This window comes from Collinsella aerofaciens, from assembly GCF_039836695.1.
Taxonomy (GTDB): Bacteria; Actinomycetota; Coriobacteriia; order Coriobacteriales; family Coriobacteriaceae; genus Collinsella; species Collinsella aerofaciens_BD.
The window spans coordinates 1-15,802 of sequence record NZ_JBDPAC010000006.1; the positions used below are offsets into that span (position 1 = coordinate 1).

Annotated in this window: 17 protein-coding genes; all 17 read right to left on the minus strand. The window is 60.2% G+C overall.

The window, feature by feature from the left end; translation table 11 throughout:
- Positions 1 to 319 precede the first annotated feature (319 nt).
- On the minus strand, positions 320 to 1,555 hold the full coding sequence (locus ABG996_RS04230; RefSeq protein ID WP_006235722.1) for an LCP family protein: 1,236 nt from the start codon (positions 1,553 to 1,555) through the stop codon (positions 320 to 322).
- A gap of 12 nt (positions 1,556 to 1,567) precedes the next feature.
- Positions 1,568 to 2,851 carry a UDP-N-acetylglucosamine 1-carboxyvinyltransferase gene (gene murA / locus ABG996_RS04235; RefSeq protein ID WP_347479836.1) on the minus strand — a complete coding sequence of 428 codons (1,284 nt, stop codon included), beginning with the start codon at positions 2,849 to 2,851 and terminating at the stop codon, positions 1,568 to 1,570.
- Positions 2,852 to 2,939: 88 nt separating this feature from the next.
- Positions 2,940 to 3,332, minus strand: coding sequence for an ATP synthase F1 subunit epsilon (gene atpC, locus ABG996_RS04240; RefSeq protein WP_006235718.1), 393 nt, complete (start codon positions 3,330 to 3,332; stop codon positions 2,940 to 2,942).
- A gap of 3 nt (positions 3,333 to 3,335) precedes the next feature.
- Complete coding sequence (gene atpD, locus ABG996_RS04245; RefSeq protein WP_006235717.1) at positions 3,336 to 4,790, minus strand: F0F1 ATP synthase subunit beta; 1,455 nt, start codon at positions 4,788 to 4,790, stop codon at positions 3,336 to 3,338.
- Entirely contained in the window at positions 4,790 to 5,698 is a 909-nt protein-coding gene (gene atpG / locus ABG996_RS04250) for an ATP synthase F1 subunit gamma (RefSeq protein WP_347487175.1), read from the minus strand. Before atpG ends, atpD begins: the two co-directional genes overlap by 1 nt.
- A 5-nt stretch (positions 5,699 to 5,703) precedes the next feature.
- A complete protein-coding gene (gene atpA, locus ABG996_RS04255) occupies positions 5,704 to 7,302 on the minus strand; it encodes a F0F1 ATP synthase subunit alpha (protein WP_006235714.1) in 1,599 nt (532 codons plus the stop codon).
- Positions 7,302 to 7,778 (minus strand): F0F1 ATP synthase subunit delta, encoded by a 477-nt coding sequence (locus ABG996_RS04260; protein WP_006235713.1) that lies wholly within the window; start codon positions 7,776 to 7,778, stop codon positions 7,302 to 7,304. Before ABG996_RS04260 ends, atpA begins: the two co-directional genes overlap by 1 nt.
- Complete coding sequence (gene atpF / locus ABG996_RS04265; protein WP_006235712.1) at positions 7,768 to 8,370, minus strand: F0F1 ATP synthase subunit B; 603 nt, start codon at positions 8,368 to 8,370, stop codon at positions 7,768 to 7,770. Before atpF ends, ABG996_RS04260 begins: the two co-directional genes overlap by 11 nt.
- Positions 8,371 to 8,385: 15 nt before the next feature.
- Positions 8,386 to 8,580 carry an ATP synthase subunit c family protein gene (locus ABG996_RS04270; protein ID WP_022094262.1) on the minus strand — a complete coding sequence of 65 codons (195 nt, stop codon included), beginning with the start codon at positions 8,578 to 8,580 and terminating at the stop codon, positions 8,386 to 8,388.
- A 124-nt stretch (positions 8,581 to 8,704) separates the two neighbouring features.
- Complete coding sequence (atpB, locus tag ABG996_RS04275) at positions 8,705 to 9,508, minus strand: F0F1 ATP synthase subunit A (RefSeq protein ID WP_022094263.1); 804 nt, start codon at positions 9,506 to 9,508, stop codon at positions 8,705 to 8,707.
- A 3-nt stretch (positions 9,509 to 9,511) separates the two neighbouring features.
- Positions 9,512 to 9,823: a hypothetical protein gene (locus ABG996_RS04280; protein WP_035138788.1), complete on the minus strand. Its 312-nt coding sequence runs from the start codon at positions 9,821 to 9,823 to the stop codon at positions 9,512 to 9,514.
- 282 nt (positions 9,824 to 10,105) lie between these two features.
- Positions 10,106 to 10,753 carry a uracil phosphoribosyltransferase gene (gene upp / locus ABG996_RS04285; protein ID WP_035138786.1) on the minus strand — a complete coding sequence of 216 codons (648 nt, stop codon included), beginning with the start codon at positions 10,751 to 10,753 and terminating at the stop codon, positions 10,106 to 10,108.
- A 123-nt stretch (positions 10,754 to 10,876) separates the two neighbouring features.
- Positions 10,877 to 12,418 (minus strand): glycerol kinase GlpK, encoded by a 1,542-nt coding sequence (glpK, locus tag ABG996_RS04290; RefSeq protein WP_052044221.1) that lies wholly within the window; start codon positions 12,416 to 12,418, stop codon positions 10,877 to 10,879.
- A gap of 13 nt (positions 12,419 to 12,431) precedes the next feature.
- Positions 12,432 to 13,175 carry an L-threonylcarbamoyladenylate synthase gene (locus ABG996_RS04295; RefSeq protein WP_196033592.1) on the minus strand — a complete coding sequence of 248 codons (744 nt, stop codon included), beginning with the start codon at positions 13,173 to 13,175 and terminating at the stop codon, positions 12,432 to 12,434.
- A gap of 148 nt (positions 13,176 to 13,323) precedes the next feature.
- A complete protein-coding gene (locus tag ABG996_RS04300) occupies positions 13,324 to 13,626 on the minus strand; it encodes a helix-turn-helix domain-containing protein (protein ID WP_006235701.1) in 303 nt (100 codons plus the stop codon).
- A complete protein-coding gene (locus ABG996_RS04305) occupies positions 13,613 to 14,008 on the minus strand; it encodes a type II toxin-antitoxin system RelE/ParE family toxin (protein WP_022094268.1) in 396 nt (131 codons plus the stop codon). Before ABG996_RS04305 ends, ABG996_RS04300 begins: the two co-directional genes overlap by 14 nt.
- Before the next feature lie 75 nt (positions 14,009 to 14,083).
- A complete protein-coding gene (locus ABG996_RS04310; RefSeq protein WP_055310131.1) occupies positions 14,084 to 15,334 on the minus strand; it encodes a N5-glutamine methyltransferase family protein in 1,251 nt (416 codons plus the stop codon).
- Positions 15,335 to 15,802: the final 468 nt, after the last annotated feature.

The following is a 15,802-nucleotide window of genomic DNA, read 5'->3' on the forward strand; positions in this document are numbered from 1 at the left end:
AGCGTCGGGAAGACACGCCGAGGTCGCCGCGGACGGGTTGATATAGGGAGAGGGCCTGACCCCATATCGTTGGGGCCGGGCCCGATTTTGCCTCTTGACAATGTCCTGCTCATATTAAAAGGAACGTCCCCAAGTGCCAAGTGTTCCGGCAACGCCGATGTTTTGGCAACGACAGCGAGCGGGTCGCATTTGAGACAAGGTGACGTGAAGCGAAAGGGCGCTGACCTTCTGGTCGCGCCCTTGAAGTTGAACGTCAGATTGTCCAAATGCGGCCCGCGCAGCGTCGAGTCGTTACGGCGTTTGGTAAAACGCCGTAACTCTAGTAGTTGGCTTCGTAGCCGTTGCCGTCGCCGGTGGGCTCTTCGTAGTAGTCCGAATCGCTCGAATCGCTTGAGTCATCGGAATCGTCAGAGCTGACCGATGAGGTTGCGGTACCGTTTGCGTAGTCGTCAGACGTGTTGTTGTTCAGGTCGCCGATCGTAGAGCTGGAACCGTCGGAAAGGCCCATGGTGTTGGGACCCTTGGGGTCCTTGCCGGCGTCGACGCGCTCCATCATTTCCTTGAGCTCGTCCTCGTAGACAAAGACGTAGCTCACACCGTCGATCATGGTGCTGTCGTCGGCGTACGAGGGCAGGTTGGCCGAGTAGATACCGTCGACATCCATACCGCGCATGGCGTTGACCGTAGCCACGATATCCTGAACGCTCATATCGGTTACGAGCATATCGGACAGCGAATTAACCAGGCCAAAGATCTTCGTGGCATCGAAGTTATTGAGAATCTGGTTGGCAAGGGCGCCAAGTACCTGACGCTGGTGGCGCATGCGCGTGTAATCGCCGTCGGCATAGGTGTAGCGGCAGCGGGCATAGGTAAGGGCGGTGGCGCCGTCCATATGCTGCTGACCAGCGGTAATCTTAATATCCAGGTGCTCGGGGTCGTCAACATCATCGGTTGCGTTAATGTCGATACCGCCAACCGAATCAATCAGCGCCTGCATACCGTCGAAGCTGACCTCGGCATAGTGGGAAATCTGAACACCGCACAGCTCGTTGACCGCCTCGACCATGGCCTCGGCGCCGCCAACGGTATGGCAGGCGTTGATCTTCATGGTCTCGCCCTTGTACTCGACCTTGGTGTCGCGCGGAACGGAAATGAGCGTCGCCTGCTTTTGCGTGGGGTCGATGCGTGCCAGGATAATCGAGTCGGCACGATACGTATCCTCGCCCGGACGGCCGTCGGTGCCAAGAAGCAGCACGTAGAACGGATCCTTTGCCTCATCGGTGTCAACCAGAACCCGACGCAGATTGTCGGTAATGACATTAGAATCGCCGAGCTTGCCCATAATGGTGGCAAACCACAGGCCGGCAGCGGTAGTGGCACTCAGCAGCACGCCAAGCACGACAATGAGCGCGACGTGACGAATCGTGTGGCTACGACGACGTTGACGAGCGCGCTCGGAATAGCGAGCCACGTTATCGCGACTGTAGATCTTGGCCTGCGCACCAGTTGAGGGTCTTCGGGCGGTGGTATCCGCGAGGGGCTTTTTATTAAACATAGGCAACCTGTATTAGTAGATGGCGGGATCGGGGACGGTAGCATGCTCGACATGCGCGCCGAGCGCCTGCAGCTTTTCGACAAACTGCTCGTAGCCGCGCTTGATGTGATGGATGGCCGAAACCTCGGTCGTCCCGTCGGCGATCAAGCCCGCTACGACGAGGGCCGCTCCGCCACGCAGATCGGGCGAGGTAACCTGTGCACCCGAGAAGCCCTTGACGCCATGAATCATGGCATGATGGCTCTCGATACGAATGTCGGCACCCATGCGCATCAGCTCAGAGGCAAACATAAAGCGATTCTCGAAGATGTTTTCGGTAATAACGGAACTGCCGTCGGCAAGGGCGGAGAGCACCATAATCTGCGCCTGCATGTCGGTCGGGAAACCGGGGAACGGAAGCGTCTGGATGTCGACCGGCTTGATACGCTCGGCACGGTTCACATGGACGCCATCTTCGACGCGCTCGCAGTCGATACCCATGAGCTCCATCTTCTTGAGCACCATGCCCAAGTGAATGGGGCAAAAACCCGTGACGTCGACACCGCGATCGTCGGCCATCAACGCACCGGCAACGATAAAGGTACCGGCCTCGATGCGGTCGCCCACCACGCGATGGGTAACGGGATGGAGCTCTTCCACGCCTTCGATAGTCACGACGGGCGTACCGGCGCCGACAATCTTGGCGCCCATCTCGTTGAGCATGTTAGCGAGATCGACGATCTCGGGCTCGCGGGCGGCATTATCGATAACCGTGGTGCCCTGTGCGCGCACAGAGGCCATGATGAGGTTCTCGGTCGCACCGACGCTGGCGAACTCGAGCGTGACGGTGGTACCGCGCAGACCTTGGGGCGCATTAGCGTTGATGTAACCGTGGGCGGTATCGAACTCAACGCCCAGGGCCTCAAGACCAAGAATGTGCATATCGATCTTGCGAGCACCCAGGTTGCAGCCGCCCGGCATGGCAATTTTGGCGCGATGGAAGCGGCCCAGCAGGGGTCCCATGACGGCGGTGGAAGCGCGCATCTTGGCAACGAGCTCGTAGGGGGCCTCCCATGAATCGACCTGAGAGGTATCAATCTCGAGCGTGTGCTCGTCGAGAACATCGATCGTAGCGCCCATGCCTTTGAGCACCTTGCCCATCACGTGGACATCGGAAATATCGGGCACGTTCTGCAGCGTCGTCTTGCCCGGCGCCAGAAGCGTTGCCGCCATGAGTTTGAGCGCGGAGTTCTTGGCGCCCGAAACGGGCACGGAGCCTCCGATGGCGTGGCCACCCTCAACGCGGATAATATCCAAGGTCTACCCTTTCAAAAAGCATGCCCGGGGTGGCTGGGCCATCCCGGGCATGATGTGTTCGCAAATGGTCGAACGCTAAATCGTTTGACTATTGGGCAAGCTTGAGCTTACACCATGCGATTTCATTATAGAGGTAGGCGCGGCGTGCATCATCCTCCGACAAATTACCCAGCTTCTCTTCAAAACCTTGAATATCAGCTTTAAGCTTGTCGGCATCGACGGTCGCCAAATCGCAAGCGCGCTCGGCGAGAACGGTCACGACATCGTCCGCAACCTGGGCATAGCCGCCGGCCACGGCAAACGTGTGGTCGACAGTGCCCATGGCCTTATCGGAAACGCGAACGTAACCGCGGTCGATCGTGCAAATCTCGCTGGAGTGAGCAGGCAGAACGCCAAACTCGCCATCCGTGGACGGAATCGACACAAACGCAGCGTCGCCCTCATAGGCGCAGCTCACGGGGCACACGATGCGGATACGCATAACCTACTTCTCCCCCATCTTGCGGGCGCGCTCGCGCACGTCCTCAATCGTGGAAGCATAGCGGAAAGCCTGCTCGGGCAGGTCATCGGCCTTGCCGTCGACAATCTCGGCGAAGGAGCGGACGGTATCCTCGACGCGGACGTAGACACCGGGGTTGCCGGTGAACTTCTCGGCGACGTGGAAGGACTGCGAGAGGAACTGCTGAATCTTACGGGCACGGTTGACCGTAAGGCGCTGCTCCTCGGACAGCTCGTCCATACCCAGAATGGCGATGATGTCCTGAAGGTCGGAGTACTCCTGCAGGAGCTCCTGGACCTTGACGGCGACACGGTAGTGCTCCTCGCCGACGATCGAGGGATCGAGAGCGTCGGAGGAAGATGCGAGCGGGTCGATAGCCGGGAACAGGCCGAGCGACGAAATGCTACGCGAAAGAACCGTGGTGGCGTCGAGGTGCGTAAACGTTGTGGCAGGCGCCGGGTCGGTCAGGTCGTCTGCGGGGACGTAGACAGCCTGGACGGAGGTAATGGAGCCCGTCTTGGTCGAGGTAATGCGCTCCTGGAGGTCGCCCATCTCGGTTGCCAGCGTGGGCTGGTAACCAACGGCGGACGGCATACGGCCCAGCAGTGCGGAAACCTCGGAACCTGCCTGGGAGAAGCGGAAGATGTTGTCGATGAACAGCAGAACGTCCTGGCCACGATCACGGAAATACTCAGCGGTAGTAAGGCCGGCCAGACCGATGCGCAGACGCGCTCCGGGCGGCTCGTTCATCTGACCATAGACCAAGCAGGTCTTGTCGATAACGCCAGACTCGCTCATCTCGAGGAACAGGTCGGTGCCCTCGCGGGTACGCTCGCCGACGCCGGTGAACACCGAGGTGCCGCCGTGCTCCTGGGCGAGGTTGTTGATGAGCTCCTGAATCAGAACGGTCTTGCCGACGCCGGCGCCGCCGAACAGGCCCGTCTTGCCGCCACGGATGTAGGGCTCGAGCAGGTCGACAGCCTTGATGCCGGTCTCGAAGATCTCGGTCTTGGTGGTGAGCTCGTCGAAACGGGGCGCTGCATGGTGGATGGGGTAGAACTCCTCCACCTCGGGCATGGGCTTGCCGTCGACGGGCTTGCCCATGACGTTCCAAATGCGGCCGAGCGTCTTGGGACCAACGGGCATCTTCATGGGCTCACCGGTATCGGTGGCGATGAGGCCGCGCTGCAGGCCGTCGGTCGAGGACATGGCGACCGTGCGGACGACGCCGCCCGGAAGCTGGCTCTCGACCTCGAGGATCGTGCTCAGATGACCGATCGGGGTCTCGGCCTCGACCGTGAGCGCGTTGTAGATCGGGGGCACCGCGCCGTCAAACTTGACGTCGACGACAGGGCCGATGATTCGCACGATGCGACCATCACCGGCAGTCGTCTTCTTGGTGGCTTCCTCGACCGCAAGCTTTACGGTGTTATTAGCCATTACTGTTCCTCCAATGCTGAGGCTCCGCCGACGATCTCGTTAATCTCGGTCGTGATCGAAGCCTGGCGCACGCGACTATACGTGCGGGTAAGGGTCGAGATGATCGCGGTGGCGTTTTCCGTCGCGGAGTGCATGGCCGTGCGGCGTGCACCCTGCTCGGCAGCCGCCGAATCGATCAGGGCCTGGTAGATGACCGTCAGGATATAAGACGGCACAAGCTTGCCGAGAACATGCTCGGGAGAGGGCACGAACTCGAACGTGGACGAGATGCGCTTAGGGGCGTCGGTCTCGTTCTTACGCGGACCGTGGGCCATAGCGATCATCTCGGGGTCGAGCGGCAACAGATGCTCGACGCGAAGCTCCTGATCCACGCGGTTCTTGGCGTGGTGGTAGACAAGCTCGACACGGTCAAGCTCACCGGCACGATACGCATCGCAGATATGAGAGGAGATCATGCGGGCCTGATTGAAATCGGGCTCAGAGGAGTTGCCCTCAAAGTGCATGACGACGTTTTCGCGGTCACGGAAATACGTGGCCGGTTTGCGCCCACACGCGATGATCTCGCACTCGATGCCGTCGTTCGCCCAAGAAGCGGCGAGCTTTTCGGCCGTGCGCTCCACCGTCGTATTGAAACCGCCGGCAAGGCCGCGGTCCGAGGCAATAACGACAATCAGGCCATGCTTGACGCTCTCATGCTTCTGCAGCATGGGATCGGTGCCCGAACAGGAGGCGTCGCCGGCGACCGTCAACATGACGTCGGTCAGCGCCTCCTTATAGGGCTCGGCCTGCTTGGAGCGATCGAGAGCACGACGGATCTTGGCCGTAGAGACCATCTCCATCGTGCGCGTGATCTGCTTGGTCGTGGTAACCGAGGAGATTCGCTTCTTAATGTCGCGAAGGTTGGCCATGGGGCTTAGTTCTCCTCTGATCCAGAAACATCCGAATGGTGCTTGGCCATGAACTGCTGCTTGAAGTCGCCGATGACGCGCAAGAGCTCAGCCTTGGTGTCATCATCGATCTTCTTGGCGCGAACCTTGTCGAGCAGCGAGCCAAAGCCATTGTCCATGTACTCGATGAGCTCGGCACGGAAAGGCAGCACGTCGGCAATCTCCAGGTCATCCAGGAAGCCCTCGTTGCCAGCGAACAGCGTAACGATCTGCTCGCCAACCTCAAACGGCTTGTAGCGCGGCTGCTTCAGGAGCTCGGTCATGCGGGCACCATGGGTCAGCTGCTTCTGAGTAGCCTCGTCAAGGTCGGAGCCAAACTGCGTAAAGCCAGCGAGCTCCTGATAGGAAGCGAGGTCCAGACGGAGGTTGCCGGCGACCTGCTTCATGGCCTTGGTCTGCGCATCGCCACCGACGCGGGACACGGAGATACCCACGTCGACTGCCGGGCGCTGACCCTGGAAGAAGAGCTCGGACTGCAGGTAGATCTGACCATCGGTAATGGAAATGACGTTGGTCGGAATGTAGGCCGAGACGTCGCCGTCCTGGGTCTCGATGATCGGCAGTGCCGTCATGGAGCCGTAACCGTTCTTCTTGGACATCTTGACGGCACGCTCGAGCAGACGAGAGTGCAGGTAGAAGATGTCGCCAGGATAGGCCTCGCGTCCGGGCGGACGATGCAGCGTCAGCGACATCTGACGGTAGGCCACAGCCTGCTTGGACAGGTCATCGTAGATGACGAGCACGTGGCCGCCGGGGTTGGTCTCGCTGGCGGGCTTGCCGTCCTCGCCGTTGTACATAAAGAACTCGCCAATAGCGGCACCGGCCATAGGCGCGATGTACTGCATAGGGGCGGAATCGGCAGCGGTGGCCGAAACGATGATGGTGTAGTCGAGCGCACCGTGCTGAGCGAGGGTCTCGCGGATGTTGGCAACCGTGGAGGCCTTCTGGCCGATGGCGACATAGATGCAGACCATGCCCTTGCCGCGCTGGTTGAGGATAGCGTCGATGGCGATGGCGGTCTTACCGGTCTTACGGTCACCGATGATGAGCTCACGCTGACCGCGGCCAATAGGCACCATGGAGTCGATAGCGAGCAGACCGGTCTGAACCGGCTCGCACACCGGGGTACGATCGATGACGCCGGGAGCCTTGAACTCGATGGGGCGACGGTGCGTAGCGACGATGTCGCCCAGGCCGTCGATGGGCTGGCCGAGCGGATTGACGACGCGGCCGAGCATGGCACGGCTCACGGGGATATCCATAACGCGGCCAGTGGTGCGGCACTCGTCGCCTTCCTTGATGGAGTCGACGGCACCGAACAGAACGGCGCCGACCTCGTCACGGTCAAGGTTCTGGGCAAGGCCGAAGACGGTCTCACCGGTATCGGAGCTCTTGAACTCCAGAAGCTCGCCTGCCATGGCGCTCTTGAGGCCGGAGACGCGCGCGATGCCGTCGCCTACCTCGTCGACCGTTGAAACCTCATGCGTATCGACCGTCGCGGAGAGGCTCGTGAGCTGCTCCTGCAGTTTCTTGGCGATATCCTGGGCATTGAGGGTTTCGGACATTAGGCTTCACCTCCGTACGAATTAGCAGAGTTTGCGAGGGTCTCCTGCGCGATGCGCAGCTGCGTCTTGACGGAAATGTCACGACGCTCGCCGCGGGCCTCGAGCACCAGGCCGCCCACGATAGACGGGTCGACCTGCTCGATAAGGAATACCTTGCGGCCGAAGTCCTGCTCGCATTTCTTAGTGATGGTTTGACGCAGCTCGTCGTCGAGCGGGATCGCCGTGGTGACGGTCACGCCCACTACATCCTCGTCTTCCTCGGCAACATACTTAAAGGCAGCTGCCACCTTGGGAAGAAGGTCGAGCTGGTCGCGCTTGGACATGGTGTCGAGCACGGCGATGATCTCGGGGCTGGCAGAAGCCAAGCGCTCGATCATCTCGAGGTCCTCGAACACATGGTTCTCGGCCTTGGCGGCTTCCAAAAGGGAACGCGCGTAGGTCTCGAGCACCTTGTCCTGATAGCGGCTAGTCGGCATTCAGGCTACCTGCTTCCTGGATGTAGCGCTCGATGAGCTTCTTCTGCTCAGCATCGTCCTCGAGTGCCTCGCCCACGATCTTGGTGGCGACGGCAACGGACAGGTCGGCGATGGAGCTCGCGGCACCGGCGTAGATGGACTTGCGCTCGTCCTCGACGGTCGTATGGGCCTTGGCGATGATCTCCTCGGCCTCCTTGTGAGCAGCCTCGATGATACGGGCACGCTCGGACTCGGCGTCCTTACGGGCCTCGAGAACGATGTCGGCAGCCTGACGACGGGCGTCGGTGACGATCGAGTCGGACTCAGCGCGCTTGGCGATAGCCTCCTGCTTGGTCTTCTCGGCCTCGTCGAGGCTCTCCTCGATCTTCTTGCCGCGCTCCTCCATGGTTTTCATGATGCCCGGCAGGGCGACCTTGGCCAGCACGATCCAGATAATCAGGAAGGCGATAAGCGCCGGGATGAACTCCGCCATCTTAGGGATGAGGATGTCCGCACCGGCGGCGCCGTCCTCGGCGAACGCGGAAACCGGCATGAGCAGCGCGGCCGCGGACGCGGAGAGTGCGATCGCGCTCTTCTGGGATGAAAGATTCATACTTGACGCTCCGTGCTATTTAACGATCAGCGCGACAACGAAGCCGATCAGAGCCAGAGCCTCGCCGAAAGCGGAGCCCATGATGAAGACGGTGAACACGCGGCCCTGGACCTCAGGCTGACGGGCCATAGCACCCGTAGCACCCAGAGCAGACAGGCCGATAGCAAGACCAGCGCCGATAACACCGAGACCGTAACCGATAACTCCCACGATTCCTCCTTTGTCGTGCGTGTCTTATTTCACGCAGGATAACCTTTTTATAACTGCCGGGCTCCATGGGTACGGGCACCGGCGGTTTAACGAATTGCCTTACCTTTAAGGCGCGAACGGAAGACTACTCCTCCTCCGCGACCTCCTCTGCCTCGGAGACATACACGGCGGTAAGGACCGTGAAGACGTAAGCCTGGATGGCGCCGACCACAAGCTCGATCGCATAGATCAGGATGAGAATGGCAAGCCAGGCCAGCGAAGGCAGGGCGCCGACGGCGTGGGCCGCGGAAACCTGCTGAAGCAGCGGCTGCATGAACATGCTCGCCATGATGGCGAACGAGCCCATGACCACGTGTCCTGCGAACATGTTGCAGAACAGACGGACGGCGAGCGTGATGAGGCGCAGGAAGGTCGAGAAAAGCTCGACGACCCACACGAGCACGTTCATCGGGAAGCTCACGCCCTGCGGAGCGAGGCTCTTGATGTAGCCGATCACGCCGTGAGCCTTGCATCCGTAGTAGATGAAGTACACGAAGGCGAAGATGGCGAGCGCGGCGGTGGAGCCGATTGCGCCGGTGCCGGGCTTCATTCCCGGAATCAGGCCGATCATGTTGTTGATCAGGATGAACAGGAAAAGCGAGCACAGGAACGGGAAGTGCTTCTTCCAGTTCTCACCCACGACACCCTTGCCGATATCGTTCTCGACGTACTCGATGATGTACTCGAAACCGTTGACGAAGAAGCCCTTGGGAACCAAAGTCTGCTTCTTCTTGAACACGGCCAGGACGATCAGGAGCACGATCGTGGAGACGATCAGCCAAAACGAGTACTGCGTGATGCCGCAGCTCAGATCGCCCACGACAGGGGTGGAGCTGAACTCGCTGACCAGATGATTAATCTCATCAGGCAGCTTTTCAAAAATTTCCACGACTTACCTTTCGACCTCATGAGGATCTCGCAGCGCCTTGGCGACGCGAACCGCGCAGGCGGCCATAAAGGCCACGAAGCCGATCGCCTCGCCCAGGAGGAACATGCGAAATGCCTCTCCGAACAACACAAACACAACCAAGGTAAAGACAAGCAACGCGATTGCCGAGACCGCGAGACTCACCATACCCTTGAGCATGTCCGCATTCTGCTTATCGTCAAGAACCGGCTTGAGCGTAAAGACAAAGGGAAGGAAGGCAATCGCGCCCGCGATGGCACCTGCAACGATAGCGAGCAGATCGGCTATCTGAAACACTGGCGTCCTCACTTTCCTTTTTTATCGCCTCACAGGACAGTTCCCGCCAAACATTGGTGACTATTGTACGAGCCAATCGCTAAAGTACAACCGAAAAAGCATCGGTTAATACGCACCTGTTCGTTTTCTTAAGACCTTCTTTATGCCGCAGGTACGGTAATACGTTTTTCTCGAACCCTGCAGGGCAAAACGTCCGTTAACAGGAGTGCGCGCGGTCGCCTTTTGTTCGACCGCGCGCACCGTTTCTTCGTATTTGCAGCCGCGGCCGTCTTAGCCCAGCGACTAGAGCGTGCCGTAGATGCGGTCGCCGGCGTCGCCGAGACCGGGAACGATGTAGGCAGCCTCGTTGAGATGGTCGTCGATGGCGCAGGTATAGATATGCACATCGGGATCCTTCTCAGTCAGCGACTTGAGGCCCTCGGGGGCCGCGACGATGCACAGCATGCGGATGTCCTTGACACCGCGCCCGCGCAGGTAGCTGATGGCCATCTCGGCCGAACCGCCCGTGGCGAGCATGGGGTCGACGACCAGGCAGATGCGCTGGTCGATATCCTTGGGCATCTTGCAGTAATACTCGTGCGGCTCGTGGGTGACCTCGTCGCGCTCCATGCCGATGTGGCCCACGCGAGCGGAGGGCACCAGGTCGAGGATACCGTCGACCATGCCAAGGCCCGCACGCAGGATGGGCACGATGGCGAGTTTCTTGCCGGCAAGCTGTTTGAACGTGGCGGTAGTGATGGGGGTCTCGACCTCGACGTCTTCCATAGGCAGGTCGCGCATGGCCTCGTAGCCGTCAAAAAGCGCGAGTTCGCGCACGAGCTGACGGAACTGGTTGGTGCCGGTGTTTTTGTCGCGCAGGATCGACAGCTTGTGCTGGACGAGCGGATGATCGACAAGCGTCACACGGGACGCATCGTAGGTGACGGTCATGGGTTGATTGCCCCTTTCGTTGCAGCCGCAAAACGGCCTTGCTGACAAGGCGCGCAGCAATGTTGCCGCCGCACGCCATGCATAAGTTTAGCGGTTTGTTGTATCGAGCAGCCCATCGCAGCCCTACTGTGCGGTACTGAGCGAGCGCTTGACTGCATCACGCCAGCCCGCAAGGTTTTGCTCGCGACGCTCGGCGGACATATGGGGAAGGAAGGTCCTAACGATCTGGGCATTTTGCTCCAGCTCTTCAAGGTCTTCCCAATAGCCGACGGCAAGACCCGCCAAGTACGCGGCACCGATTGCCGTGGTCTCCACCGTCTCGCATTGCAGCACGGGGATATCCAGCAGGTCGGCCTGGAATTGCATGATGAACTCGTTGCGCGAGGCACCGCCATCGACAGACAGGCGCTCAATCGAAAGCCCCACGTCCTGCTCCATGGCGCGCAGCACGTCGTAGCTCTGATATGCCATGGATTCGCAGGCGGCACGTACGATGGTCGCACGGCTCGAGGCGCCGGTCAGACCGCACACGATACCGCGGGCATGCGGGTCCCACCAGGGAGCACCCAAACCTGCAAAGGCGGGAACGAAGTAGCAGCCCTCGTTGTCGCTAATCGAAGCGGCGAGTTGTGCCGACTCGCTCACGCTCGAGATGATGCCCATGTTGTTGCGAAGCCAGTTCATCGTTGAACCGGCGGCAAAAATAGAGCCCTCGAGCGCATAGCTGACTTTGCCGTCCGCAGCGATACCGATGGTGGAGACCAGGCCATTCTTGGATTCGACGATCTCGTCACCGGTGTTCATGAGCATAAAGCAGCCCGTGCCATAGGTGTTTTTGGTCTGGCCGGGATAGAAGCAGCAGTGGCCGAACAGCGATGCCTGCTGGTCGCCCGCCACGCCCATGATGGGCGGCATGTTGGTCATGATGTCGCTCGCGACGCGGCCGTAGTCGCCCGAGCTCCAGCGAACCTCGGGCATCATGGAACGTGGAACGTCAAAGAGCGCCAGCAGGTCGTCGTCCCAATCGAGCGTATGGATATTAAAGAGTGCCGTGCGGCTGGCATTGGTGTAGTCGGTGGCAAAGACCTGGCCGCCGGTGAGGTTGTAGATGAGCCAGGTGTCGATGGTGCCAAACATGAGGTCGCCCGCCGCCGCGCTCTCGCGTGCGCCGTCGACGTTGTCGAGAATCCACTGCACCTTGGAGGCCGAGAAATACGGGTCAAGCGTAAGTCCCGTGCGGGAGCGCACCAGCTCCTCGCAACCCTGTTCAACCAACGCGTCGATCGCCGGCGCGGTACGACGGCACTGCCATACGATGGCGTTATAGATGGGCTGGCCGCTCACGCGGTCCCAGACCACCGTGGTCTCGCGCTGGTTGGAGATGCCGATGGCGGCGATGCGATCGGAATGGATGCCGCTCTTAAACTGAACCTCCATCATCACGCCGATCTGGCTGGCAAGCACCTCCGTGGGATCCTGCTCCACCCAGCCGGGGCGCGGGAAGCTGGTTTTGACGCTACGACGCGCCTGGGCAACGATGCAGCCGTATTCGTCGACAATGGCCGCGAGTACCGAGGTAGTGCCGCAGTCGAGCGCCATGATGTAGGAACCGCCAAAGTTAAACGAGGCATCTTCCATGCCCAGGCTGCCCAGATTCAACGACATCGCTTACACCCTTCTATTGCATCGGGTCGGACAGGACCCGCTCGATCTCTGATGCGGGAAGTGCGCCTTGGCGCAGGATCTGGAGCCCGCCGTGCTGGAACGACACGATGGTCGAGGCGTCGCGGCACGGGGTCTCACCGGCGTCGACGGCAACATCGACCCCCTCCAGGATGCGACCCTCGACGGCGGCAAAGCTTGCCGGCGAAGGCGCGCCGTGCGTGTTGGCGCTCGTGCAGGCAAGGGGACTGCCGCAGGCGCGGATGAGCGCTTGGACCACGGGAGAGGCCGAAGCGCGCAGGGCCACGGTGTCGTCGGCAGCGCGCATAAAGGTCGGCACGCAGGGGGCTGCCTTGACCACGATAGTCAGGGCTCCCGGCCAGCATCGTCGCGCGAGTACGCGGGCATCTTCCGGGATATCCACGCCATAGCGGTCGAGTGCTTCGACGCCATCGACCAGCCAAGCGACGGTTTGCGTGAGCTCACGTTGCTTGAGAGTGAAGATACGGCGATAGCCGGTGCCGAGCGCAGGAACTGCGGCGCCATTGACGGCAGCCTGCGGATCGCGCGGCCACGATGGGAATTCGCTTGTATCTTGGGGCACGGCGCCCGAGAAGGCGTTGACTGCCACGGCGACACCGTAGACGGTCTCGGTCGGAATCAAGGCCAGGCCGCCGCGGCCGAGCACCTCGGCCGTGCGCTCGACGGCAAGCCGATGCGGCTCGCGCGTTCCCTCGTATACCCGATAGACCGTCTGCATGTGTATGCCAGCCCCTTACGCTCCGGTGCAAGTTTGTTTACTGTGGGGCATTCTCGCACGAAACATTCAACCTATTTGCCCAGAGCGCATGTTGGTTTGGTGAGCGGCTCTAGTAGTCGGTGAAAGTGAGGGGGTTAATTGAAGATTTTTAGCGCGCAAGCGTAACGGTACGATCGGGAAACTCGATGCTTGCAACCAGTTTTCCGCCGAGGCTCTCTGCGTACCTGCTCAGCGTGTCGAGCCTCATCGAACCCAACTCCCCACGCTCGAGCTCGGATACACGTTTTTGAGAAACGCCCATCGACTGGGCGACCGACGCCTGTGTTAGATCTTTTAACCTGCGAATCTGAGCAAGCTTATAGGCTTCGATACGATCGCGAGTCCTCTCCTGCTCGGCGGTAATGGAGTCGCGTGTTATCCCGCGAGATTCCATATACTCATGCAGTTCCATCTCGATCGAGCCTCCTTACGTGGCGACGGTATATTTGCTCGGCCCTTGGAATGTTGATCGCATACCAACCGTTCCATTTTGCCCTTGACGATCCCGCTCGCGACTTATCACCCGCCAATAGCAATACCGCCTGGCGCTTGGGGTCAAAGGCGAAGAGGATGCGAATCACCTGCCCACCACACGACGTCACTCTCAGCTCCTTTAAATGATGAAGCTTCGAGCCCTTTACGCGGTCAACCAGCGGACGACCAAGGCTGGGACCTTCCTTCTCGAGCACCAAAAGGTCTGCATAAATCTGCTTCAGCGTAGCTTCATCCTGCTCATCAAGCCAAGGTTCAATGTAATCAAGCACGATACGGTACCGATGCAGCTGATTTGACATACCTTTCTCCTTCTATACTAGAAGTTTTACGGTATATTGCAAGGACAAACTTGCGCAAATGTCTATTTATTCAGCTTAAATACGCTGTTTGGGCTCGGTGACGATGGCTCGAACGATGCGGGGACGATCGGTGAGGTCGTGGACGATACGCACGTCCGAAAGGCCTGCCTGGCGACAGAGCTCGGCCGCGGCATCGAGGGCGCCCTCGTAGAGCTCGCAGGCAAACAGGCCGCCGGCGCGCAGCATGTAAGGCGCCGCATTGAGCAGGCGGCGGAAGATGTCCAGGCCGTCGGCACCGCCCTCGAGCGCCAAGTCGGGCTCAAAGTCCTTGACCTCGTGCGGCAGCGAGCGCATGACGCCGGTCGGGATGTAGGGCGGGTTGGAAACGAGCACGTCGAAGGTGCCCCACTCTTCACGGGGAATGGAGCTCACCAGGTTGGTGAGACTAAAGGCAACCTCATCTGCCGTGAGGCCGAGCGCGTCGCGGTTTTTGGTGGCCAGATCGATGGCGCGCGGCTCGATATCGGTGGCGGTGCAGGTAACGTGGCCGCGGCGCTCCCAGGCAAGGGAGAGCGAGATGCAACCCGTGCCGCAGCCGACCTCGAGAACGCGGGCGATACGGGGCTCGGCTGGGGCAGGCGCAGCGGCATCCTGAGCCGAAGCCGTCTCCTGGCCGGCACCCTCGATGGCGATGCCGTATTCGTCGAGCTCGGGCTCGGCGGCTTCCGCGGCTTCGGCTTCTGCTGCCTGCGCGGCGGCTTCCTCGGCCTCGCGGTCGGCCAGCTCCTCGGCATAGGCGCGGCTGCCCAATACGTCGCCGCCTAGCGCCGCCTCATCGGCAGCCGTCAGGTTAGCGGCACGGCGCTCGGCGGCCGCGCGTTCGTCTGCCAGCGCGGCCTCGGCCTTGCGTGCCTCCTCGACCTCATCGTTCCAAGGCAGCTCCACGCGCTGACGGGCAGCAGCCTCGGGGCTCAGCACCTCGGCATCCAGATAATTGAGGACTTCCTCGACGAGCATCTCGGTCTCGGGGCGCGGAATGAGCACGCCGGGGGCGCACGCGACGTCGATCATGCGAAACTGCGTGCTGCCGGTGATGTACTGCAGCGGTTCACCTTTAGCGCGACGAACAACGGCCGCGTGCATGGTCTCGAGCTGAGCCGCGTTAAGCGTCTCGTCCATGCGCATATATAAGTCGATGCGTGCCAAACCCGTGGCAGCGCAGAGCAGCCACTCGGCAGAAAGACGGGGGTGCTCCTCGCCGCGCTCGGCCAGGTACTCCTTGGTCCACTCGAGACAACGCTTGATGGTCCAAATCTCGTTTGCCATGGGGCCCTCCCCTCTTAAGCGCCGGACGGCGCGCGAATGTCGGAGCAGATTGTACGCGAGGCCAGCGCTTGGCAAGGGACGATTGAAGGCGATTATCGAGAATCAGCCCAGATTTTTGCTTGGAACCTGCCTGAAGTGCTCATTCGTCGACGTCAAAATCTGCATTCGTCAAGCTTTTGGCAAGGTTGACCCAAAACTGACCAATATCTAACCAAGAACTTGCCAAATCACTTGACGCGCGACGCGGTAAAAATCACCCCGCGACTTCTTGAACGATTTTTCGAGCAATATTTTCAATTGCAGATGAAGGCTGCTGATTGCTTTAAGCAGTTAGACAGCTTAATTTCTAACAAAGCAGATTAAATAAACTTGAAAAGTAATTTACCCAACCTAGTCATTTAAGAACGTCCCCAATGACTACCCCGCATCCGGAGCAAGGCAACGCCGCAGGTAGAGGGCGGACAGCGA